The sequence below is a fragment of the Embleya sp. NPDC020886 genome, from assembly GCF_044333915.1.
In the GTDB taxonomy this organism is placed as follows: Bacteria; Actinomycetota; Actinomycetes; order Streptomycetales; family Streptomycetaceae; genus Embleya.
In genome coordinates this window covers 309,750-332,202 of sequence record NZ_JBIRRX010000009.1, presented here as the reverse complement: position 1 = coordinate 332,202, position 22,453 = coordinate 309,750, and the positions used below count along the sequence as shown (strand labels likewise).

At 72.7% G+C, this 22,453-nt stretch carries 20 protein-coding genes; 10 read left to right on the top strand and 10 right to left on the bottom strand.

Annotated features, from left to right (window positions below; translation table 11 throughout):
• Positions 1–71 precede the first annotated feature (71 nt).
• Both ACH4U8_RS29710 and ACH4U8_RS29705 read left to right on the top strand, forming a co-directional pair.
• Positions 72–392: a hypothetical protein gene (locus ACH4U8_RS29710; RefSeq protein ID WP_360324335.1), complete on the top strand. Its 321-nt coding sequence runs from the start codon at positions 72–74 to the stop codon at positions 390–392.
• 58 nt (positions 393–450) lie between these two features.
• Positions 451–630, top strand: coding sequence for a hypothetical protein (locus ACH4U8_RS29705; protein WP_395781358.1), 180 nt, complete (start codon positions 451–453; stop codon positions 628–630).
• Here the strand turns inward: ACH4U8_RS29705 and ACH4U8_RS29700 are convergent.
• The 6 genes from ACH4U8_RS29700 to ACH4U8_RS29675 form a co-directional block, all read right to left on the bottom strand.
• The gene (locus tag ACH4U8_RS29700; RefSeq protein ID WP_395781356.1) at positions 615–1,499 is read right to left on the bottom strand and encodes an SAM-dependent methyltransferase; all 885 of its coding nucleotides are present in this window, start codon (positions 1,497–1,499) and stop codon (positions 615–617) included. The genes ACH4U8_RS29705 and ACH4U8_RS29700 overlap by 16 nt on opposite strands.
• A gap of 228 nt (positions 1,500–1,727) precedes the next feature.
• Positions 1,728–2,510: a polyprenyl diphosphate synthase gene (uppS, locus tag ACH4U8_RS29695; protein ID WP_395781354.1), complete on the bottom strand. Its 783-nt coding sequence runs from the start codon at positions 2,508–2,510 to the stop codon at positions 1,728–1,730.
• A gap of 123 nt (positions 2,511–2,633) precedes the next feature.
• A complete protein-coding gene (locus tag ACH4U8_RS29690) occupies positions 2,634–3,605 on the bottom strand; it encodes an aldo/keto reductase (RefSeq protein ID WP_360321402.1) in 972 nt (323 codons plus the stop codon).
• A 155-nt stretch (positions 3,606–3,760) separates the two neighbouring features.
• Positions 3,761–4,723, bottom strand: coding sequence for an agmatinase (speB, locus tag ACH4U8_RS29685; RefSeq protein ID WP_395781352.1), 963 nt, complete (start codon positions 4,721–4,723; stop codon positions 3,761–3,763).
• Positions 4,720–5,664: a nitrilase-related carbon-nitrogen hydrolase gene (locus tag ACH4U8_RS29680; RefSeq protein WP_360321396.1), complete on the bottom strand. Its 945-nt coding sequence runs from the start codon at positions 5,662–5,664 to the stop codon at positions 4,720–4,722. Before ACH4U8_RS29680 ends, speB begins: the two co-directional genes overlap by 4 nt.
• A 1-nt stretch (position 5,665) precedes the next feature.
• Entirely contained in the window at positions 5,666–7,222 is a 1,557-nt protein-coding gene (locus ACH4U8_RS29675) for a cytosine permease (protein WP_360321393.1), read from the bottom strand.
• A gap of 165 nt (positions 7,223–7,387) precedes the next feature.
• Here ACH4U8_RS29675 and ACH4U8_RS29670 point away from each other — a divergent pair, with 165 nt between their 5' ends.
• On the top strand, positions 7,388–9,025 hold the full coding sequence (locus tag ACH4U8_RS29670) for a PucR family transcriptional regulator (protein ID WP_395781350.1): 1,638 nt from the start codon (positions 7,388–7,390) through the stop codon (positions 9,023–9,025).
• A gap of 31 nt (positions 9,026–9,056) precedes the next feature.
• Here ACH4U8_RS29670 and ACH4U8_RS29665 read toward each other — a convergent pair whose 3' ends face one another.
• Positions 9,057–9,551, bottom strand: a complete 495-nt coding sequence (locus tag ACH4U8_RS29665) for a DoxX family protein (protein ID WP_395781348.1) — start codon at positions 9,549–9,551, stop codon at positions 9,057–9,059.
• 1,555 nt (positions 9,552–11,106) lie between these two features.
• Between ACH4U8_RS29665 and ACH4U8_RS29660 the strand changes: the two genes are divergently transcribed.
• The 4 genes from ACH4U8_RS29660 to ACH4U8_RS29645 all read left to right on the top strand — a co-directional run bounded on the left by ACH4U8_RS29660 (position 11,107) and on the right by ACH4U8_RS29645 (position 16,318).
• A complete protein-coding gene (locus ACH4U8_RS29660; protein ID WP_395781346.1) occupies positions 11,107–13,527 on the top strand; it encodes a nitrate- and nitrite sensing domain-containing protein in 2,421 nt (806 codons plus the stop codon).
• Positions 13,524–14,036 carry a hypothetical protein gene (locus tag ACH4U8_RS29655; RefSeq protein WP_360321381.1) on the top strand — a complete coding sequence of 171 codons (513 nt, stop codon included), beginning with the start codon at positions 13,524–13,526 and terminating at the stop codon, positions 14,034–14,036. The genes ACH4U8_RS29660 and ACH4U8_RS29655 overlap by 4 nt, the downstream gene beginning before the upstream one ends.
• Positions 14,037–14,247: 211 nt before the next feature.
• Positions 14,248–15,480, top strand: a complete 1,233-nt coding sequence (locus tag ACH4U8_RS29650; protein ID WP_395781344.1) for an ABC transporter substrate-binding protein — start codon at positions 14,248–14,250, stop codon at positions 15,478–15,480.
• Positions 15,481–15,526: 46 nt separating this feature from the next.
• On the top strand, positions 15,527–16,318 hold the full coding sequence (locus ACH4U8_RS29645; protein ID WP_379992423.1) for a methyltransferase domain-containing protein: 792 nt from the start codon (positions 15,527–15,529) through the stop codon (positions 16,316–16,318).
• Positions 16,319–16,509: 191 nt separating this feature from the next.
• On the opposite strand, the gene ACH4U8_RS29640 is transcribed toward ACH4U8_RS29645, so the two are convergent.
• A complete protein-coding gene (locus ACH4U8_RS29640; protein ID WP_395781342.1) occupies positions 16,510–17,499 on the bottom strand; it encodes a D-2-hydroxyacid dehydrogenase family protein in 990 nt (329 codons plus the stop codon).
• Between the two features lie 88 nt (positions 17,500–17,587).
• Positions 17,588–17,875, bottom strand: coding sequence for a hypothetical protein (locus ACH4U8_RS29635; protein WP_360321369.1), 288 nt, complete (start codon positions 17,873–17,875; stop codon positions 17,588–17,590).
• Between the two features lie 180 nt (positions 17,876–18,055).
• Here ACH4U8_RS29635 and ACH4U8_RS29630 point away from each other — a divergent pair, with 180 nt between their 5' ends.
• The gene (locus ACH4U8_RS29630; protein ID WP_360321366.1) at positions 18,056–18,349 is read left to right on the top strand and encodes a hypothetical protein; all 294 of its coding nucleotides are present in this window, start codon (positions 18,056–18,058) and stop codon (positions 18,347–18,349) included.
• A gap of 51 nt (positions 18,350–18,400) precedes the next feature.
• Here ACH4U8_RS29630 and ACH4U8_RS29625 read toward each other — a convergent pair whose 3' ends face one another.
• Complete coding sequence (locus ACH4U8_RS29625; protein WP_360321363.1) at positions 18,401–19,216, bottom strand: siderophore-interacting protein; 816 nt, start codon at positions 19,214–19,216, stop codon at positions 18,401–18,403.
• A 317-nt stretch (positions 19,217–19,533) separates the two neighbouring features.
• On the opposite strand from ACH4U8_RS29625, the gene ACH4U8_RS29620 reads away from it, so the two are divergent.
• Positions 19,534–20,742, top strand: a complete 1,209-nt coding sequence (locus ACH4U8_RS29620) for an acetyl-CoA carboxylase biotin carboxylase subunit family protein (RefSeq protein WP_395781340.1) — start codon at positions 19,534–19,536, stop codon at positions 20,740–20,742.
• Entirely contained in the window at positions 20,739–22,451 is a 1,713-nt protein-coding gene (locus ACH4U8_RS29615; RefSeq protein WP_395781338.1) for an IucA/IucC family protein, read from the top strand. The genes ACH4U8_RS29620 and ACH4U8_RS29615 overlap by 4 nt, the downstream gene beginning before the upstream one ends.
• Positions 22,452–22,453: the final 2 nt, after the last annotated feature.

The window sequence follows — 22,453 nt, the reverse complement described above, 5'->3', positions numbered from 1 at the left end:
AGGCACCGGCACCGCCTCCGCCGCCGCCCCCGCCTCCGCCGCCCCCGCCGCCTGCGCCCGCGCCCGCACCGGTGATCACCGCGGCGGCTCGGCTGGCCGCGTACGCGGCGGCGCCGAACTCCTTCGACATCCACTGGGAGGACCGGGCCTCCTTGACCACCAAGGCGATCCGGATTCCGATGGGCGGGGTCGAGCTGATCGTCAACATTCACTTCGGCAGCGAGGCCGGTGTCTGGTTCGGTTTCGGTAGTGCCTACGTCCGCGGGCAGGACAACAACTTCTGCAACATCAACGCGCAGACCACCCTCGCTCAGCGCCGGCTCATGCGAAACCAGATCGAAGGCGACTTCAACGCCCAGTGCAGTTACGCGTTCGCGCACCGCAACGATTGACCGCCGACCCGAGCCGAGCACACCCCGCCGAGGCCACGGCCCTCGGCGGGGTGTTCGCGTGTCGGGCCGGCTCCCGGCTGTGGTGGCCCTGACCGACACCGGCCGGCGTCGCCACGAGGAACGCAAGGCGTTCCTGCTGGACGCCCTGCACACGAGCCTCGGCCACCCGGACACCGACGCCGTCGACACGGCCTCGGACGTGCTGGGGCGACTCGTGGACATCTACGACCGGCTGTGAGCCCGCCCCCGACGCCCGTCCGGCACGCGGCCCAAACCGCCTAGCATGGTCAGGCCCGCGTACGCCGATTCGTCCCGTACCGGCGTGTCCGGGCGCCAGTGCGGCAGGAAGACCACGCCCGGCTCGACCGGTTCGGTGCCCTCGAAGAAACTCTCGATCGTCTCCCGGCTGCGGAACCGCCCGCTGCCCAGGGTGGACAGGAACAGCCGCTCCAACTCCCGCCCCTCGGGCGTGGCATCACTGAAGTGCGTAATGAACACGAAGCTTCCCGGGGCCAACGCCTCGCGGTAGGCCCGGACCAGTCCGGCCGGGTCGTCCTCGTCCGCGAGATGGTGCAGCACCGCCAGCAGGAGCAGCCCCACCGGCCGCTCCAGGTCCAGGAGTTCGGCGACCTCCGGTCGGGAGAGCACGTCCCGGGCATCGCGCACGTCGGCGGTCACCACCCGGGTACGGTCGTTCTCGGCCAACAGTGCGCGCCCGTGCGCGAGTACGATCGGGTCGTTGTCGACGTAGACGACGCGTGCCTCGGGGTTGTGCTCCCGGGCCACCTCGTGGGTGTTGCGCACGGTCGGCAACCCCGAGCCCAGGTCCAGGAATTGGTCGATGCCGCACTCGGCCATGTACCGCACACCGCGTTCGAGGACCGCCCGGTTCAGCCTGGCGCCGACCCGGGCATTGGGCATCGCGGCCATCGCCTTGTCGGCGATCACCCGATCCACGGCGAAGTGGTCCTTACCGCCCAATATCGCGTCGTAGACCCGTGCGACGCTGGGCACACCCACATCGATACCGGTAGGCGCCCACGCCTCCGGTTCCTCCGGCCAGTCGTCGACCCCACCACTCGACGGCACTCGCCACTCATCCGACACGTTTCCCCCCGATCGGATCCGACGCACGCGCGGGACGACCCGCGCACAGCAGCGTATCCACCCCGCCCGCCCCGACCCCGCGCCCCCCTACTCCGTACCCCGACTGTTACACCCGCCCCCACATCCCCACCTCCCGTGCCACACAACGGAGTTCCCGCCGGCGGCCCTACCGCGGGAACGGCCGGCGGCGGGCCCGCCGGTGGATGCCGGTGCCTCGTGTGCCGGCGATCAGCGGCCGAATCTGCGGGTGCGGGCGCTGTAGGCGCGCAGTGCGCGGAGGAAGTCGATCTTGCGGAAGGCGGGCCAGTTCAGGTCGCAGAAGTAGAGCTCCGAGTAGGCGGCCTGCCAGAGGAGGAAGCCGGACATGCGCATTTCGCCGCTGGTGCGGATCACCAGGTCCGGGTCGGGCCGGCCGCCGGTGTACAGGTGGGCGGCGATGTCGTCGGCGGTGAACCGGCTCGCGACGTCGTCCAGGGTCGCACCCGCGCGTGCCTCGTGGTCCAGCAACGAGCGGATCGCGTCGACGATCTCGTCCCGCCCGTCGTACCCGACCGCGACGGTCAACTCGAAGCCGGCCGTGCGGGTGCCGGTGACGTCCGCCGCGAGCTTGAGCGCGTCCCGGGTCGAGTCCGGCAGGGCGTCGAGTCGGCCCGCCGGGTGCAGGCGCCAGACGTTGCCCGGCTCGGTCACCCCGCCGACCACGACCTCCTCGATCACCCGGGCCAGGTAGTCGACCTCGCCTGCCGGACGTTTGCGCAGGTTGTCCGTCGAGGCCAGGAAGACGGTGGCCCGGGTGATGCCCAACTCCTCGCACCAGCCCAGGACCTCGTGTACGTGTTCGGCCCCGCGTCGGTGCCCCACGCTCGGGTTCTCGAAGCCCATCGCCCGGGCCCACCGGCGGTTGCCGTCGATCACCAGGGCGACGTGATTCGGGAGCGTGTCCTTGGCGAGACCGGCGCGCAGGCGACCGGCGTACAGGCGGTAGGCGGCGTTGCGGATGATCCGGATCATGCCGTCAGCAAACCAGCCCACCCCGCCCGACCGAAGCCGCACGGGGGGAGGTTTTGTGAAGATTGCCCCGGCACGAGGCCGGGGTGCTCCCTTCGACGCCCCGTACGGCGACGGTGGCGCGGGTCAGGCGAAGCCTGCGATCGGGCGGGGCGTGTAGGGGCTTTCCAGGCGGCTGGTTTCGGGGTCGGTGAGGGTGATGGAAAGGGCGGCCACCGCGTCCTCGATGTGGCCGGGCTTGGTAGCGCCGATGATCGGGGCGGTCACGCCGGGACGATCGGCGAGCCAGGCCAGGGCGATCCGGGCGCGGGAGACCCCACGCTCCTCGGCGATCTCGGCGACCGCTTCGACGATCGGGCGATCCGCCTCGCCGTACAGGGTCTTCCCGAAGTCGTCGGTCTCGCTGCGCGCGCTGTCCGCGCCCCAGTCGCGGGTGAGTCGGCCCCGGGCCAGCGGGCTCCACGGGATCACGCCCACCCCCTGGTCGGCGCACAGCGGCATCATCTCCCGCTCCTCCTCGCGGTAGAGCAGGTTGAGGTGGTTCTGCATCGAGACGAACCTGGTCCAGCCGTGCCGCTCGGCGGTGTACTGGGCCTTGGCGAACTGCCAGGCGTACATCGAGGAGGCCCCGATGTAACGCGCCTTGCCCGCCTTGACCACGTCGTGCAGCGCTTCGAGCGTCTCCTCGATCGGGGTCGCCGCGTCCCAGCGGTGGATCTGGTAGAGGTCCACGTAGTCCGTGCCCAGCCGGCGCAGGGAGTTGTCGATCTCGGTCAGCACGGCCTTGCGGGACAGCCCGGCCGCGTTGGGTCCGGGCCGCATCCGACCGTTGAGCTTGGTCGCGATCACGATCTCGTCGCGCCGGGCGAAGTCCTTCAGGGCGCGGCCGACGATCTCCTCGCTGGTGCCGTCGGAATAGACGTTGGCCGTGTCGAAGAAGTTGATGCCCGCCTCGACGGCCTGCCGGATCAGCGGTCGGGACGCCTCCTCGGGCAACGTCCACGGGTGTGTACCGCGTTCCGGCACGCCGTAGCTCATGCAGCCGAGGCTGATCCGCGAAACGTCCAACCCCGTGCTGCCGAGCTTCACGTATTGCATCCGGTGCCGTCCCTTTCCTGCTGCCGCATACCTTCGAGTTCCCCCGCGACCCACCGGCCGCGACGTTCACGAAGATATCCCGCGCGGCGACCGCCCCCGTGAGCGGTCGCCGCGCACCCGTGCGACGGATGCGGCCCGGTGGTGGTGGCGTGCGCTCAGTCGGGCAGGCCGTCGCGGCGGTTGCGGGCCAGCACGGACAACAGTTCGTAGCCCACGTGCGCGGCGGCGATGCCGGTCAATTCCGCGTGGTCGTAGGCGGGCGCGACCTCGACGATGTCCGCGCCGACCACGTCCAGGCCGACCAGTCCGCGCAGCGTGTTGAGCAGTTCGCGGCTGGTCAGACCACCCGCCTCCGGCGTCCCGGTACCGGGCGCGTGGGCCGGGTCGAGCACGTCGATGTCCACCGAGACGTAGACCGGACCGGTGCCCAGTCGGCGGCGCATGCGCTCCACCACCGAGGCCACCGTGGCGTCCTGATAGTCGTCGCTGTGCACGACCTGGAAGCCCAACACGCCGTCCTCACGCAGGTCGTCGGGCCCGTACAGCGGTCCGCGGATGCCCACGTGCAGGCAGCGGGCCGGGTCCAGCAGGCCCTCCTCGGACGCCCGGCGGAACGGCGTGCCGTGCGTGTACGGCTCGCCGAAGTAGGTGTCCCACGTGTCCAGGTGCGCGTCGAAGTGCACCACCGCGACCGGGCCGTGCTCGGCGGCCACCGCGCGCAGCAGCGGCAGCGCGATGGTGTGGTCGCCGCCGATGGTCAGCAACCGGGTGCCGCGGGCGGCGAACCCCCGGGCGGCCTGCTCCAGGTCGGCGATCGCGGCGGCGATGTCGAACGGGTTGACCGCGATGTCGCCCGCGTCGGCGACCTGCTGTTCGGCGAACGGCGAGACGTCCAGGGCCGGGTTGTAGGGCCGCAGCAGCTTGGAGGAGGCCCGCACGTGCGCGGGGCCGAACCGGGCGCCGGGTCGGTAGCTGACGCCGCTGTCGAAGGGGACCCCGACCACCGCGACGTCCACGTGCTCGACCTCGTCGGCACGCGGCAGCCGCGCGAAGGTGGTGGGTCCCGCGAAACGCGGTACGCGGGTGGCGTCGATGGGGCCCTGCGGAGCGCCGGTCATCGCTCGGTCCTTTCGGTGGTGGTGCGGTCGTTCGAGGCAAGGGTCGGGTCGGCGGCGCGCTCCCCCGCGTCGGCGGCCCGCGCGTGCGACGCGGCGGCCGGGTCGGCCGGCGGCGTCAGGATCGGCCCGTACAGCTCGGGCCTGCGGTCGGCGAACACGTCGTTGTGTGCGCCGATCCGCTTGTCCCGCGCGTCGGCGAGTCGGCAGCGGGCGAGCAGCAGGTGTTCGGCGTCCTCGGCGGGTGGCCCGGCGAGCGGGAAGCCGTCCGGGTCGACGATGATCGAGCCGCCGACCCACGAGGTGCCGCGTTCGGGTCCGGCGCGATCGCACGCGGCGATGAACACCCGGTTCACTGCGGCGTTCGCCTGCACCCGGATGTCCTCCGCGGGCCGCTCGTCGGCGGGCCTGGGCGCGAACGGCCAGTTCACCGGCGCGCACAGCAGATCCGCGTGGCGCAGTGTCGCGGTGCGCACCCACTCGGGGAACTCCACGTCGTAACAGACCAACACCGCGATCCGCCCCGCCGCGGTGTCCACCACGGGTGGCAACTCGTGTCCGGGGACGAACAGTTCCGCCTCCCGGCCCCACAGATGTGCCTTGCGGTAGCAAGCCCGCACGCCGCTCGGGTCGACCAGCACCGCCGAGTTGCGGATCGCCCCGTCGGCGTCCCGCTCGGCGAAGCCGCCGACCACGATCAGGTCGTGCCGCCGGGCCGCCTCGACCCAGCCGGTCACGGTCGGCCCGTCGACCGGCTCGGCGAGCGCCGCCGCCTCGGCCGCGTCGCGCATCACGTAGCCGCTGTTGACCAGTTCGGGCAGGACCAGCACGTCGGCTCCGGCCGCCGCGGCGCGTTCGATCGCGGCCAGCGCGGCCCGGCGATTGCCCGCCACGTCGCCCACGGACAGCGCGAGTTGCGCGCAGGCGACCACCGTCTCGGTCATCTCACACCCCCGACGGCGCGTCCGCGCCTTCCAGTTCGGCCTCGCTCGCGCGTTCGGCGGCGCGTTCGGCGGTCAGGTCCAGGTCACGGCACAGCCACGCGTACAGCGCGCCGCCGACCAGCAGCCCGACCACGAAGGACAGGTCCGCGCCGTCGAGTGCGTCGGCCACCGGGCCGGTGAAGAAGCTGGTCTTGAAGAACGGGATCATCGCGGCGAAGCCGACCGTGTAGGCGGTCAGTCCGCGCCAGGACCAGCGGCCGTAGATGCCGCGCGGGTCGAAGATCGCGGTCACCGCGTAGTGCCCGCGACGCACCAGGTAGAAGTCGACCAGATTCACCGCGGTCCACGGGATCAGGAAGTAGAGCATCATGAGCACGAAGTCGTTGAAGCTGCCCAGGTAGTCGTCCGGGAGCACGATCGCGACCACGAAGACGATCGCCTCGATCGCCACGATCCCGGCCACCCGGACGCGCACCGTCGGCCGAACCGGCCGGAAGGCGTCGATCGCGCTGGTGGTGGTGAGCATCGCGCCGTACGCGTTCACCGCCATGATGCTGATCAGCGCGAGCGAGGAGACCAGCACGGCGAAGGTGCCGAAGCCGGGCATGATGTCGTTGCCCACCTTGCGGACCGCGTCGATCGCGTTCGGGTCCGGCAGCGCGGACGCGAGCAGTGCGCCCAGCGACATGAGCCAGGCGGCCGAGCCGGCGGCGCCCGCGTACGTCCACCAGATCACCTTGCGGGCGGGCACGTCGGCGGGCAGGTAGCGGGAGTAGTCCGAGACGTAGACGGCGTAGCTGATCTGGTAGCCGGCCGCGCCGGAGAAGACCACCAGGAAGGCCGTCCAGGACATGCCGCCACCGGTGGCGGGCGTGGCCACGTCGAGGTTGACCATCGCACCGATGCTGAGCACGCCGAAGACGGCGATCAGCGCGTACGTCAGCCAGCGCTGGACCAGGTGCAGCAGGTCGTGGCCGACCACGGCGAGCACGATCGCGATCGAGATCAGCACCGCGTACCACAACGTCGAGCCGCCGGGCAGCACGGTCTGCAGGCCCTCGGTGGCCAGCACCACGTTGAACACGTTGAAGCCGACGTAGACGAAGACGACCGCGACGAAGGGCACGATCGCGCCGCGGATGCCGAACTGGGCGCGCGACTGGATCATCTGCGGCAGGCCCATCCGCGGGCCCTGGTTGGCGTGGAAGGCCATGAAGAAGGTGCCGAAGCAGGCGCCCAGCACCACGGCCAACACCGACCAGCCCAGCCCCAGACCCAGGGCGGGTCCGATGAACCCGGTGACCATCGTGGTGAGCACGAAGTTGCCGGTGAACCAGAACGGACCCTGGTGCCACACCTTGCCGTGCCGCTCCCGGGCCGGGACGTAGTCGATCGAGCGGGTCTCGATGGCCACGCCGCCGGGGCGCCCGCCGGCGTCGGATCGCACAGCGGTGTCGGCTCCGCGGCCGGCGGCGGGACCGGGCGCCGCGGGGACGGCGGCGCGGGCGGCGGAGCTGCCGGTGGCGGGGGCCGCGCGCGGTGGCCTGGTGGCGTCCATGGGCTCTCCTGCGGTCCTGCGTCCTGTGCGGTCGACGCGTCGGGGACGACGGCCGGTGAGGCGACGCGTGGTTCGGTGGGATGACGCTTGAAGGTACGCCCGGTTAACAACCGTAAACGATCGATATCATGTCGAATCTGATCCTGATGGGTGGACACTATGTCCATGTCCCCGTCGACGACTCCACCCGCCGCGCCGTCCGACCGGTCCGCGATGCCCGATTTCTCCGGCGTGTTGCGGATCGCCGACCTGGTCGCCCTGCCCGACCTGCACCTGGCGGTCGCCGCCGGGGCCGAACACCTGGATCGGCGGGTCGAGGCCGCGCACGTGTCCGAGCTGCTCACCCCGGGCCACTGGCTCCAGGGCGGCGAGCTGCTGATGACGATCGGCCTGCTGCTGCCGATGACCGACGCGGACTGCACCGCGTATGTACGTGACGTCGCGGACGCGGGTGCGTGCGCCCTGGTGCTGGGCCTGGGCCGGGAGCTGCCGCACCAGCGGGCCCCGGAGCCGCTGATCCGGGCGGCGCGGGCGGCCGGCCTGCCGTTGTTGACCGTGCCGGACGAGGTGCCGTTCATCGCGGTCACCAAGGCGGTGTTCGAGGCCCGGGCCGCCCGACAGCGGTTGGCCTTGGAGCACGCGTTCGAGGCGCAGCGCCGGCTGACCATCGCGGCGGCCTCCGGCAACGGCGTGCTGGCCACGCTGCGCGCCTGGCGGGCGGCGACGGGGGTGGACGCGATCGTCGCCGACCCGGTGGGCCGCCTGGTCGCGGACAGTCTGGCCGGGCCGCCGGAGGCACCTGGGGCCGACGGGTCGGCGGACGCGGTGGCGCTGCTGGCGGCGAGTGGCGACCTGCTTCGCCGGGTGGCCGCGCGGGGCCTGCACGGCAGCGGCAGCAGCAGCGACGCGCGGGGGTTGCGGTTCGAGGTGCAGCCGTTGGGCGCCCGGCGGCTGCGCGGGCTGTTGGTCCTGGCCGGTCCGGTCGAGTCGGCGGCCCGGCTGCTGGTGTCCGGCCTGGTGTCGCTGCTGTCGCTGGAGTTGGAGCGCCGGCATCTGGCCGACGAGCCGGTGCGCCGGCGGCGGGCCGCGCTGCTGGGCCGGCTGCTCGCCCCGGGGACCACCGCCGAGCAGGCACGTGACGTGCTGGCCGCCGCGGGGCTGGCGGCGGACGAGGTGCGGGGGGTGGTGGTGGGACCGGCCGCCGACCCGGCGCGGGTGGACCCGGCGGGCGCGGACGGCGCGCAGGCCGACGCCGCCGAACTCGCCGCCGACCTGGCGTTGGCTGTGCCCGGCGGTCTGGTCCGGGTGGCCGGCGGCGCGGTGGAGGCGGTGTTGGGTGCGGAACTGGACGTACGGGCGGTGCTGGGCCGGTTCGCGCCCGGCCGGCCGGCGGGCATCGGGCCGGCCGGCGCGGCGGAGGCGGCCGGGGCCTCGATCCGCCAGGCACGCAGCCTGCTCGCGGTGAGCCGGGCCGCCGGGCAACCGGTGGAGGCCCGGCACGGCACCGCGAGCAGACTGCTGCTCGGCCTGGCCGACGCCCGCACGTTGGCCGGCTACGCGGACGCGGTGCTGGGGCCGATCGACGCGGCCGATCCGAGCGGCGAATTGGCGGCGACGCTGGCCACCTGGCTGGAGACCGGCGGGTCCTGGGACGAGACGAGTCGCCGGCTGGACGTGCATCGGCACACCGTGCGCAATCGGGTGGACAAGGCGATGCGGCTGACCGGTCGGCGCCCGGAGGACGGCGACGATCGCTTCGATCTGTGGCTGGCGGCCCGCATCCGCCGCGACAGTCCGAGCTGATCGCCCGCCGTCCCCGGGCGCCGGCCCATCGTCAGCCGACGACCCTGCGCACCCTGGGCCGCGTGGCCGGCGCGGCCGGCGCGGACTCGGCGGGCGCGGTCGAGGCGTCGGCGCCGCCACGCGCCAGCAGCCGCTCCAGGGCGAAGCTGCCCGACCCGAACACCACGATCAGCAACATCGACCAGCAGAACATCGCGGAGGCCTCACCACCGTTCTGGATCGGCCACAGGTCCAGCTTCTGGTGCTCGGTGAAGTAGGCGTAGGCCATCGACCCGGACGAGACGAACGCGGCCGCCCGCGTGCCCAGGCCGAGCAACACCAGGCCACCACCCACGAGTTGAATGACGGCCGCATACCAACCCGGCCATTCGCCGGCGGATATGGTGCCCCGCCCGCTGTCCGGGAAGCCGAACAGCGAGGCGGTGCCGTGGCACAGGAAGAGCAGTCCGACGACGATCCGGAACAGGCCCAGAACGTGGGGTTTGACGGATTCGATGGCGGCGTGCGGGACGGGAACTGGTGACATCGGACGGCTCCTGGGGGGACGGAGTGCGGGAGATTGGTCCAGACCAGTGTTGATGGGCGGTCCCGACGCCGACAATGCCGTCCTCCGCAACCGGCACAAAATGGCAACAGGCTCCCGGTGGACACCGCGCCGCGGATGGTGACCCTCACCCGCGCCCGACCGCCCCCGGGCACCCTCTCCCGCGCCGACCGCGGCCGCACACCGCTCCCCGGTCGGGCGGAGCCGTCCCCGGGAGCGGTGTGCGGCGATGGCCCCTACTGGGCGCCGTTCGCAGCCCCCACGTGTTGTAGGTATCGGTCACAAGATCGGCCGCCGCTCGGGGGCCGGCGGCCGAATTCGATCTTTGCTTCGTTCCTTGTCCCGATCGACTCGTCGACTCGTCGGGCTTTTCCGCGAAGTCCCGGACGGAGAAGGCCGAGCACCGATCCGGGAGGGATGGGCGGGGCCGATCGACCCTCCTGGTACCGGAGTTGCCGAGCCGGCCGGTCGAGATTGGCGCGAACTCGCCGCTGCCGTCCCGGCCTTGTGTCACACCTGGGGCGTCCGATATCGGCGTGTTGGACCTGCTCTCGGGCACCCATATCGGTGCGTCGGGCCGGCTCTCGCGCGCCCGATCGGCAGGTGGCGGGCCCGGCCCGCGCACCCGACCGCCCTCGGCCGGGCCGCGTCGATGTGCCTCCGGCGCCGAACCACCGCGGGAGCGAGGGGGGTCGGTCTTGATCACGCCGGTGACAACAGAGGCGCGATATCACCCAAGTTTCGTTTGACGTCGGGTGGATTCGCAGGGACAGTGTGTGTGCGCACCGATGCGAACAGTTGCCCTACCCGCGATCGGGCGTTTCCTGGTCGACCCCGCACCCCCTTGCGAGGAGTGATCCGTTCATGGGCGTTTTTGCGTCGAAGGCTCGCGACCGAACGATCCCACGGCGGTCGGTGCGCTGTCCGAGGACGCCGAGTCGGGACGCGAACACCACTTTCTCGCCCGGGAGTTCACCTCGGATGAGCCGGCTCCCGCACGCGACCTAGCCGATGCGCGCCGCTCCCGATCGTTCATGACGCGGGCACGGACGGCCGCCGGTCGAGCACCCGGACCGGGCCGCCGCCGGCGCAGGGCGCGCGGACCGTTTCCGAACCGGAAGCGGAAGTGCCGCTACCGGCCGTTTTGCTCGCCTTGGTGGTATTCGAGCCGGCCGCCCCGGGCGCTGCCGGCGCCGGATGCCGCCGGCCCGGAAGGCCGAGGCCCACACACCCGGCTCGCGCCCACGCCGTGCCCGTCGACCGTGTGCGTCGCCGGTGGACCGCACCTCGGGTCCGCCTCCGGCGCATCCCCCCTCCCACCGACCATCGTTCAGGGATTCCAGCCCGTGTTGCGATTACTCCGCACTCCCCCGCACGTCGCCGACGCGAACCGCTCCGGTGGCCACGACCGGCACCCTTGTGCACCCGCCGCTCGGCCTGCGAGTACCGCTCCACGCACGCGCCCGCAACCCCGGGCGGGAGCACGCCCGTTCGGGTGCGCCCGGCCCCGCCGGCCCGGTCCCGGGAGCGAACGCGGATGAAGATACGTCCCTCCCGCTCGCAGCACACCGGCCCCATCGACGCCGGCCCCACGGGCGCGACCCCCGCCCCGCGCCGCCCGTTGCGGACCCGGCTCGCCGCCCGGGTCCGTCCGCGCGTCCGCGGCCTGATCACCCTGATGGTCGTGGTGCCCTCCGCGGGCATGGTCTTCTTCGCCGGATCCGCGATCCTGGTGCTGGTCGAACAGGCCCAGGCCGCCGACCACGCACACGATCTGGTCGGCGTCTCGGCCGACGCCGGCGAGGTGGGTCGCCGACTCCAGGCGGAGAGCGCCGCCGCGGTGACCCTGCTCTCGCGCGGCGCCGGTCCGATCACCAGCGCCGACTACCGCACCGCGATCGACGCGAGCGAGGCCGCCGTACGCCGCTACCAGGATCGCCGACGCGGCCTGGAGCCCGACTCCACCGGCGAACGCGACGCCCTGGCCGCCGTGGACACCGCGCTGCGCGGCCTGCCCGGCCTGCGCACCCAGGTCGACCAGCGGGGCGTGGCCACCTCGGCGGCGGCCGTGCGCTACTGGGCCTGGATCGGCACCACCGTGGACCTGCGCGCCCGGGTCGCGCTCGATCCGGGCGTGTCCACCGGCACCGCCGGGCGGCTGCGCGCGATCACCGCGCTGGCCCAGGCCCGGGCCGCGCTGGGTCAGCAACAGGTCACCGTGTTGCGCTCGTTGGGTGCCGGTCCGCTGGGCGGCCCGGTGCTCAAGGCGGCCTCCACCGCCCGCGCCGCACACGATCAGGCCCTGGAGTCCTTCGCGGTGACCGCGCCCGGCGCCTGGCGCGACCGGCTCGCCCGGGCACTGGCCGGACCCGAGATGATCCGGGTCGCGCAGACCGAGGACGCGCTCGGCCGCGACACCCCGGAGGCCGACGTCTGGCGTGCGGCGCTGGCCGAACGCGCCGACCGGCTGTGGTCGGTGGAGCAACGGGCCGACGCCGACGTCGCCCACGAGGTGGCCGAGCTGACCGACGACCGGTGGTGGCTGGCCGGTGTCCAGGGCGCGGTGCTGATCGGCGCGGTGCTCGCCGCCGCCGCGGCCGCCGCCTGGCTCGGCCGACTGCTGCACCGCCGACTGCAGACCCTGGCCGAGCGGGTCACCGTGATGACCCAGGAGACGCTGCCCGCCGTCGAGGCCGACCTGCGCCGCCGCGACGCGCTGGCCCCGCACGAGAGCGGTCGGGCGTACGCGCTCAAGATGCTCGGCCCGCAGCCGGACCGCGAGCGTGGCGCCGACGAGATCGCCGATCTGGCCCGCGCGCTGACCCAACTCGCCTACAGCACCGTGGAACACAGCGCGTCGCTGGTGCTGGCCCAGCGCGAGTACAACGACGCCCTCGGCGACGTCGCCCGGCGGATCCGGGTGCAGACCAGCCGGGTCAGCAGCGCCCTGGACCGGCTCCAGGCCTCCAACCTGACGGTGGATCAGCTCGGTACCGTGTTCGAGGTGGACCACGGCAACGAGGGCACCAAGCGGCTCGCCGACTCGATCGCGGTGCTCAGCGGCCAGCCGCCGAACCGGTTGTGGCCGGACACCCCGCTCTACGAGGTGATTCGTGCCGGCGCCCAGCGGGTGACCAACTACGAGCGACTGCCCGACATCGCCTTCAAGGGCATCCCCACGTCGGTCACGCTCGCCGGCGACACGGTCGGCGCGGTGACCCAGATCCTCGGCGAGATCGTCGACAACGCGGCCCGCTTCTCCGGCCGGCACGAGGTGCAGATCACCGCCGAACGCACCGAGGCGGGCGTGTTGGTGCGGGTGCAGGACCGAGGCGTGGGCCATCGCGACCCGGAGCTGCTCAATCGCCGGTTGCGCGCCGACGTGGACGCGTTGCCCTCGCTGCGCCAGACCGGCCTGACCGTGGTCGCGCTCCAGGCCCGCCCGCTGGAGATCCAGGTCGAGCTACAGGCGGGCGAGGAAGGCGGAACGGTGGTCGAGATCGTGCTCCCGCACACGATCATCGCCTCGGTGGGCCGGCACCGCCGCCGGGTGGAGCAGGTCTCCCGGCCGCTCGCCGCACCGGCCGGCCTGGCCCGGCCGATCGCCCTCGGGTCCGGCCTGAACGGCGCCGGCGCGAACGGCGTCGCCAGGAACGGCAGCGGCCCGATCGGCGCCGGTACCGACGGCCCGGCCGCCAACGGCAACGATGCGTACCCCGACGGCGCGGATCCCGGCGCCACCGGCACGATCACCGGCGGCCCGCTGCCCGCCGACTACGCGCCCGAGTTGACCGCGCAGGGCCTCCCCCGCCGCGAGCGCCGGACGGCACAAGCGGCCCAGTTCCGTCGTACCGCCCCACCCACCCGTGACATCGCGCAGGCCAGCGCCGCCGCCGCCTCGTTCGGGCGCGGCGCCCGCGATCTGCCCTTCACCCGGACCCCCAAGGAATCCCCATGACCGAGCCCGCCGTCGACCAGAGCGTGCTCGACGACTTCATGCGCCAGTTCGTGCACGACCACGCCCCCGACGTCCTGCACGCGGTGGCCGCCAGCGGTGACTCGCTGCTGGTCGCCCAGGCCGCGCTGCCCGGTCGCATCCGCGCCGACGAGGCATCGCAGACGGCGTGGATCGCGAACGCGGAGAAGATCGCGTCGAGTGCGCCCGGTGCCCTGCTGATGCAGGACTACAGCGCCGACCTGATGGGCCTGGGGCCGGTCAGTGTGCTGATGTCGCAGGCCGAGCACGGTCTGTTGCTCACCATGGGCAACACCAGCCCGGGCCCGGACGGACAGGTGCACCCCTCGGCGCTGATCGTGGCGACCACCTGGAACGCCGACGTCGGCAACCTGATCCGGGCGATGCACGCGCTGATGGAGCGCGTCGGCCCGTCCTTGACGCCGCTCGCACGCGGTCGCGGTCTGCAGCCGCAACCCGCCCGCATGCCGGCCCCCAGCCGGGTCTTCTGATCCCATACCCGGCTGTCCCGTCCCGGACGACCCGGCCATCCGCCCCGGTCGTCCGGAGTATTCGCGCGCCCGGCCCACCGGCCGCCCCGGCGCATCCGCCCCGGCTCCCGCGCGCCCCGAGACACGTTCCGCGTCGTCGCGCGACCGAGCCGGCAGTCCCCATCCGGAGTTCGTACCCCGTATCGCCGAACCTGCCGAGAGAGAGACGGACATGCGCAGCAGCACCCGTAGACGGATCCGAAGCATCCGCACCCCCCTGGCCATCGCCACCGGTCTACTCCTGGTGGTGTCGGCGTGCTCGGGCAGTGCGGCCGGCGACGACAAGGGCAAGGGATCCGACGCCGTCGCCAAGATCGGCCTGCTCACCCCCGCGAGCGGCCCGTACGCCGCGGTGGGCGAGGACACCCGCGCGGGCCTGGAGCTGTACCGCGACACGCACGGCGGCAAGCTGGGCGGCCTCAAGGCGGACATCGTGGTGCGCGACGAGGGCGCCGGTCCGCCGACCGCCGTCCCCGCCGCGACCGAACTGGTCAAGCAGCAGAACGTGTTGGCCATCACCGGCATCGTCAGCGGTGGCAGCGTGGCCGGCGTGTTGCCGATCGCCGCCGCCAACAACACGGCGCTGATGGGTGTCGCCGGCCGGCCCGAGTTCCCGGATCCCAAACTCACCGCGCACGTCTGGTCGTTCAACACCCAGTCCTACGAGGCCGGCGCCGCCGCCGGGCCCTGGGTCAAGGAACACGTCAACGGCCCGGTCTACGCGATCGGCCCGGACTACCAGGGCGGTTGGGACCAACTCAAGGGCTTCACCGAGTCGTTCACCAAGGCCGGCGGCACCCTGGCCAACCCGGAGGGGAAGACCACCTTCACCCCGTTCCCCGCCACCCAGAACTTCCTGCCCTACCTGAACAAGATCGCGCAGAGCGGCGCCAAGGCCGTCTACGCGTTCTACGCGGGTACCGCGGCGGTCGACTTCGTCAAGCAGTACAAGACCTCCGAAGCCGCCAAGCTCCCGCTGTACGGCAGCGGGCCGTTGACCGAGGGTCGCCAACTCGACGCCCAGGCCGACGCCGCGGCGGGCATCACCACGTTCGCCACCTACGGCGCGGACCTGGACAACCCGGCGAACCGGGCCTTCGTGGCCGCCTGGCAGCAGCGTCACCCGGAGCGGAGCCCGACCATCTACGCGGTCGCCGCATGGGACATCGCCCGCTCGCTGGACACCGCGATCGGCGCGGTCCGCGCCGACAAGAAGAAGCTCACCCCCGAGGCGGTGAACGCCGCGCTGGGCAACGTCGGACAGATCGACAGTCCACGCGGGGTGATGCAGCTCAACCCGGCCACCCACTCGCCGGTCCAGCAGTGGTACCGCTTCGAGGTGCGCAACGACGGGCCCAAGCGGGCCAACGTGGCGGTCGAGCAACTCGCCGTCCTCGGCGGTTGATCCGGCCGCGCCGTTCGACATCGTCCATCCCAGCGAGGAGTCGCTCTTGTACGCGTTCGCCGAAGCCGACGACATCACCTTCCAACTGGAAACCCTCCAGGACCTGCTCGATCCCAGCACCCGCATGGTGCTGGACTCGCTCGACGACCCGACCGGCCAGGAGTGGCTGGAGATCGGGCACGGCCTGGGCAGCATCGCCCGCGAGTTGTCCCGCCGGATCGGCCCGACCGGCGTCGTGCACGCCACCGATCTCGACGCGCGGGCGGTCGCCGCGCCCGCCGACGGCGCACCGATCCGCACCTTCCCGCTGGACCTGCGCACCGACGAGCTGCCGCGCAGGCCCTACCGGGGCATCCACGGGCGGCTGGTGCTGCTGCACATACCCGAGCGCCGGGCGATCCTGCCGCGCCTGGTCGACGTGCTGGAGCCCGGCGGCGTCCTGGTGATCGAGGACTGGTACTGCCCCGAGCCGCCGCGCGTGCTGGCCTGCGCCGACCCCGCCGACGAGAAGGTGTTCACCGAGGTCGTCGCGGGCATCCTGGCCGTCCTGCGCGGCCGGGGCGCCGACCTGGAGTGGGCGGCGGCGACCAAGGACGCGTTCGTCGAGGCGGGCCTGGTCGACGTACGGGTGACCCGCACCGACGCGGACTGCGCCGGGCCCGGCCTCGCCCACCGCCTGTACGCGTGCAACGCCCGCCAGCTCCGGGCGCAGCTCGTCGAGCTGGGCATCGACGAGGACCTGCTGGACCGCTTCCAGGAGGTTGCCGCCCACCCGGATCTGGTCACCACCGGCTGGCGGCTGATCTCCACGATCGGCACCCGACCCGACGCCCGCTGACCCACCCGCGGTCCTCGGTCGCCTCGTGGTCGGGGCGACCGAGGACCGGGTCGACCGACGCCGCACGCGGCCCGTCGGGCCGCTCGTACGCGCACGTGTTCTCGTCGAGGTGGTTCCGGCCCCCGCCCGGATACCGCTCGCCGAGCGCGGGCGCGCGGGACCGGCACAGCCCTCGGGTACGGCCCCGCCGCCTACAGCTCGCGCACCGGATCGCCCGCCAGGAACGCGGTGACGTCCTCGACCGCGTCGGTGTAGGCGAGGGTGTAGTTGCCCTGGGTGGTGTAGCCGATGTGTGGCGTGAGGACGGTATTGGGGGCGGCCAGGATCGGGTCGTCGGCGGGGATCGGCTCCACCGGGTAGACGTCCAGGGCGGCACCGGCGATCCGGCCCTCGTGCAACGCGGCGAGCAGGGCGGGGCCGTCCACGATCGGCGCCCGCGAGGTGTTGACCAGGTAGGCGGTGGGGCGCATCAGGGCCAGCTCGGGCGCGCCCACCAGCGAGGTGGTGCGCTCGCTGTGCCGCACGTGGACCGAGACGAAGTCGGCCTCGCGGAACAACACTTCCTTCTCGACCGCGGTGACACCGACCGCCGCGGCCTGCTCGGCGGTGAGGTTTTGGCTCCAGGCCAGCACCCGCATCCCGAACGCCGCACCGATCGTGGCCACCCGGGTGCCCAGCCTGCCGAGACCGATCAGGCCCAGGGTGGATCCGGCGAGGTCCAGACCGACGCCGTGTTGCCAGCCGCCGGCGCGCAGGTTGGCGTCCTCCGCGCCGGTACGCCGGGCCAGTTCGAGGATCAGCGCCCAGGTCAGCTCGGCGGCCGGATGCGACTGCATGCGGGTGCCGCACACCGTGACGCCGCACGCCCGAGCCGCCGCGATGTCGATCGCGGCGTTGTTCATACCCGTGGTGATCAGCAGCCGGAGCGCGGGCAGTCGGGCGAGCAGGTCGGCCGGGAACGGGGTGCGTTCGCGCATCGCGATCACCGCGTCGAACGGCGCCAGTCGCTCGACCAGTGCCTCGATGTCGCGCACGTGGTCGGGAAAGAACGCGACCTCGGTGTCCGCCGGCAACTTCCGCCAGCAGTCGAGTGCGGCGCCCGGCCCCTGATAGTCGTCGATGACCGCGACCCGAAACACGTGTGAGCCCCCGAATCCGGCGATCGCCGGAGTGCGGATCACCCGGTCGGACCGTGGGTCGACCCTACCGGGCGATCGGGCCGGCGCGGCCGACTCGGCGTTGATCCGCGCCGCGTCGACCCGGCGCGGATCAACCCAGCGCGGCCAGGCCCTTTTGCAGGTCGTCGAGGTTCATCACCGGCTTGAAGGTGACCTTGGCGCCGAGTTCGAAGAACGGCTCGGCGATGCTCGGCAGTTGCGACGAGTCCTGCATGTCGAACACGAGCACGCAGGTCCGGTCGCCCTCGAAGGCGGTGAAGTAGGCGGCCTCGGGATGGACATGCTCGACGACGCCCTTGATGATCGTCGGCAACGACCCGTCCTTGATCGCCTTGTTGCCGGCCTCGGTATCCATACGTGCCTGGAGGAGCATGCGCATCGATCTCACCTGATCCCGGTACGGACCGCGCTCGGCGCTCGCCTGGGGCACTCGTGGGGACCCGGTCGCGTACCCTTCCAGCGTCCTCCCGGGCACCGACCCGTGCAAACGCCGCGAAACAGGGTCCGGGCACCGCTCCCCGACCCGGGTATGCGGGGGATAGTCGGGTATGCGAAGGATATGAGTGCCCGACATCGCGCTCCGGCCAGGCGCCCGCCCGGCAGCGAGGCGGCCCATCCGCGCAGCGACCTCGCCGCGCGCCGGGTGATGTCCACCATCGCGCTGCCGTTCTTCGTGATCGGCTGTGCACTGTGCGCGTTGGCGGCCACCGCGGATGTCACGCACGGCGTACGCACGCTGTGGATCGTGGCCGCGATCGTGTGCGCGGCGACCGCCGTGATCGCCTGGATCGATCTCCGGGTCATCGCCCGCCGGATGCGCGCCGAGCGCACCGGATCCTCACGCGCCCGCTGAGCCGCGGGTTGTGGTCGGCGGGCGCGTGGCCCGTCGGCGGGCCGTGGCGGGTCAGCGGGCGAGCGACACCGGCTGCGCGGATTCGGCGGCGGTCGGTTCGCGGTGTGCGGTCTCCTCGGTATGGCCGACCCGCCAGTAGCCCATGAAGGCGATCGAGCGGTGGTCCATGCCGCGCTCGTCCTTGAGGTGCCGGCGCAGCGCCCGCACCCGACTCGCCTCACCGGCCAGCCAGGCATAGCCGCGCTCGACCGGCACGTGGGCGTCCCGGATCGCGTCCAGCAGCCGGTTCTCCGCGAACGGCGCGTCGCCGCGATGCACCCAGTCGACCCGCACCCCGGGCGGCGCCGCCAGGTGTTGGCGGTCCGCGGCCGAGCCCACCTCGACGAAGACGTGCCCGCGGGCGTCGGCGGGCAGCGACTCGACGATGGACCCGATCGCGGGCAGCGCCGCATGGTCGCCGGCCAACAACAGTCGGCGGCCCGCCGGCGGCTCGAAGCTGTAGCCGCCGTTGCGCTCGGCGGTCGGCCCGAGCAGTTCGATGGCATCGCCGGTACGCGCCGCGCGGGCCCAGCGGCAGGCGGGGCCGCCGGGCGTGTGCAGCGCGAAGTCGATGTCGATCTCGACCGGGTCGGACCTGTGTGCGCGCACGGTGTAGGTGCGCTGGTAGGGCCGATCCGCCTCGGGGATCGAGGTCCAGGCTTCGCGCCAGCTCAGGTCGGTCCGGGTGATCCGGGACGCCGGCCGACCCTCGCGCGGGACGAAGAGCTTGACCCGTTGATCGGGGCCGCCCGGGACGAAGTCCGCCAGCCTCGGGCCGGTGAGGGTGATCCGGGTGGCATTGCGGGTGATCGGCGTGTTCCGGACCACGGTGAGTCGGAAGGGCCGGTAGAGCTGCGCGCGGCGTTCACGTTCGGTGGAGATTGGAGCTCGCCCTCTCGGACACGGTCGACCACGGCCGACCCGAGACGATGTCGAAGTTAGGTTAACCTAACCCAACGCTCGCCGTGCGCACCGTCGACGCGCCGGTAGCGACCCGAACGGCCCTGGGGTGGACCGGATTTGGCCGGTAAGTATGCCTACCCTAAGTTGTCTCGGGTCCGGGCCGAGAATCCGGATCGACGCTCCGGGTCGATGGTCCGGTTCGCCGTGCCCGGGTCGACGTGTCCGAGAGGGACCGATCACGCATGCGGCTGTACCTGCTCGCGCTCAATCCCACCGATTCGGTGACCGAGGGATTCCTCCCCGCCGCCGGCCGCCTCGGGCTCGACGTCACCCTGCTCGCCGACCCCGCCCACGCGGGAGCCCACCGCGAACTGTGCGCCGCACTCCCCCGGGTCGAGGTGCTGGACTGTGACGTACGCGACTTCCGCGCGGTGATCGATCGCGTCGGCGCCGCGGATCGGCCGGACGCGGTGTTCACCAACAGCGACCACCTCCAGGTGCAAGCGGCCCTCGCGGCGCATTGGTTCGGCCTGCCCGGCAAGGACTGGACGGCCGCGCTGCGGGCCAAGAACAAGGCACAGACCCGCCGCCGGCTCGCCGATACCGGCGCGGACACCGTGTGGGCCGCCGAACTGGCGCCCGAGCAGCGGGCGACGGACCTGCTCGCCCTCGCACCGCCGTATCCGTGCGTGCTCAAACCGCGCGAGGGGGTCGCTGGCGAGGACGTGGTGCTGGTCGCCGACGACACCGAACTCCTGGCACGTTGCGCCGAGATCCGGTCCCGCCGACCGGCGGCCGCGCTGCTGGTCGAGGAATACCTGCCGGGCGAGTTGTACACCCTGGAGACCCTCGGCGACCGGCACGGCGTGCGGGTGGTGGGCGGCTTCCACACCCGGATCTCGCCGCCGCCGTACTTCATCGAGACGCGCCTGGACCTGGTGCCCGACCCGCCGCCCGCGATCACCGCCGCGGTGCTCGCCCAACTCGACGCGCTCGGCGTGGGATTCGGGGCCTGTCACACGGAATTCGTGGTCCAGGACGGGCGGCCGCGACTCATCGAGGTCAACTACCGTGCGATCGGCGACCGGTGCGACCTGCTGCTCGCGGACGTCCTCGGCATCCCGCTGTTCGAGCAGATCCTGGGCGTGCATCTCGGGGTCGACCTGCCCGCCGACCCGGGCGCCCGGTCGGGGCGGCATGCCCGGCTCGACTACCCGTGCGCCGACCGGGCCGGGGTGCTCACCGGTGCCCCCGGGCACGAGAACACGGTCCTGGACGGCGGCGTCCGGATCGACTACCACCCGTTGCGCACGATCGGCGAACGGCACGAACTGCACCATTCCAACCGGGACTATCTCGGGGTGCTGCGTACCGTCGGAGCCGATCGGGCCGCCGTGCACCGCGCGGCCGAGGCGTTCCTGACCGGCCGGCAGTGGAGCATCACGCCGTGACCCGGCACGCCGACGACCCGCCCATATCCCGGGTCCACCGCACCCCCTCACCCCCGCCGGCCACCCGGTTCGAGGACGAACTGCTGTGTCGGGTGCTGGACACCGTGCTGCGCGAGGACGTACTGGGCCTGCGGAGCACGGCGGTACCGCTGTCCCGACCGGACGGCACCTGGTTGCGGTTGACCGTGCCGGGCGGCACGCACACGTGGTTGTTGCCGGTCCGGGTCGACGGGTTCCAATGCGAGTACGCGGCCCGGGCGCCGCTCCTGGTGGGCGAACACGACGGCACCCGGGTGACCGACACCGACCACCTGCTCGCGGTATTGCGCGAGGCCGCCGATCCGCAGGACCGGTCCGGCTTCGCCGACTTCGCCGAGGAGTGCCGGCAGGCGGCCCGCGCGGGCGGGTTGCTCGCGCGCACCGGTTCCGCCGTGCGGGCCGGGCTCGCCGATCGGCACGGCCCCGACCCGAGCACGTGGACCGGCCTGGGCGCGGGTCCGGCGCTGGACACGCTGGCGGCGCACGTGGACCATCCGCTCTACCCGACCGCACGGGCCCGTTCCGGGTTGCCCGCCGCGGCGCTGCGTCGATACGCGCCCGAGCACCATCCGAGCCTGCGGCTGCGCTGGGCGCTGCTGCCGCACGAGGCGACCACCCGCACCGGGACGCTGCCGGACTGGTGGCCGACCGCCGCGGAACTCGGCCGACCCGACCTGATGGGCGATCATCTCGCGCTGCCCGTGCACCCGTTGACGTTCGACCGACTCCCGGCGCCGGCCGTGCGGACCGACCGGGAGCACCTGGACGTGCGGCCGACCCTGTCGATGCGTACCGTCGCGGTGCGGCACGACCCCGCCGTGCATCTCAAGCTCCCGCTGCCGATCGCCACCCTCGGACTGCGCAATCGGCGCACGATCAAGCCCGGCACGCTGGTCGACGGCGCCGCCGGACAGCGCCTCCTGGGCGAGGTCCTGAACCGGGAACCGCAGTTCCGGGAACGGGTGTTGCTCGCCGACGAGCAGACCCACCTGCACGCCGGGCACGAGCTGCTGGCCGCTTTGGTGCGCCGCCATCCGCCCGGCCTGGAGGACGCCCTCGTCCTGCCGCTCGCCGCGCTGCTCGCGAGGGGGCCGGACGGTGTACGGGTGCTGGATCGGGTCGCGGACCGCTTCCATGGCGGTGACCGGTTCGCGCTGCTCGACGCCTACCTCACGCTGCTCCTGGACTGGCAGACCACCCTGTACCGGTACGGGATCGCGCTCGAATCACATCCGCAGAACGTCTCCCTGGTGTTCGCCCGGGACCGTCCGGTCCGCCTGCTGTTCAAGGACAACGACGGCCCCAGGGTGTATCCGGCCCGCTGTCCGCTGCCGCACGACGGGTTCGACGACCCGCGCACCTACAGCACGGACGAGGGCGCGCTCGCCGACGTGTTCGTCACGATCACCGTGCATCTGTGCGCCGGCGCCATCGCCTTCGCCCTGCCGGTGCCGGAACGCGACCGGCTGCTGCACCTGGTGCACGACCGGCTGGACGAGTTCGCGGAACCGGAATTGCGCCGCCGGGTGCTGCTCGGGGACCGACTGCCGGTCAAGGCGATGATCACCGCCGGCACCCTGCTCAGCAAGCAGCGCTCGGGCGCGGCGGACATCAACAAGCACTACACGACCGGCCCGAACTACCTGCACCGGCACGCGAGACGCGGCTAGCA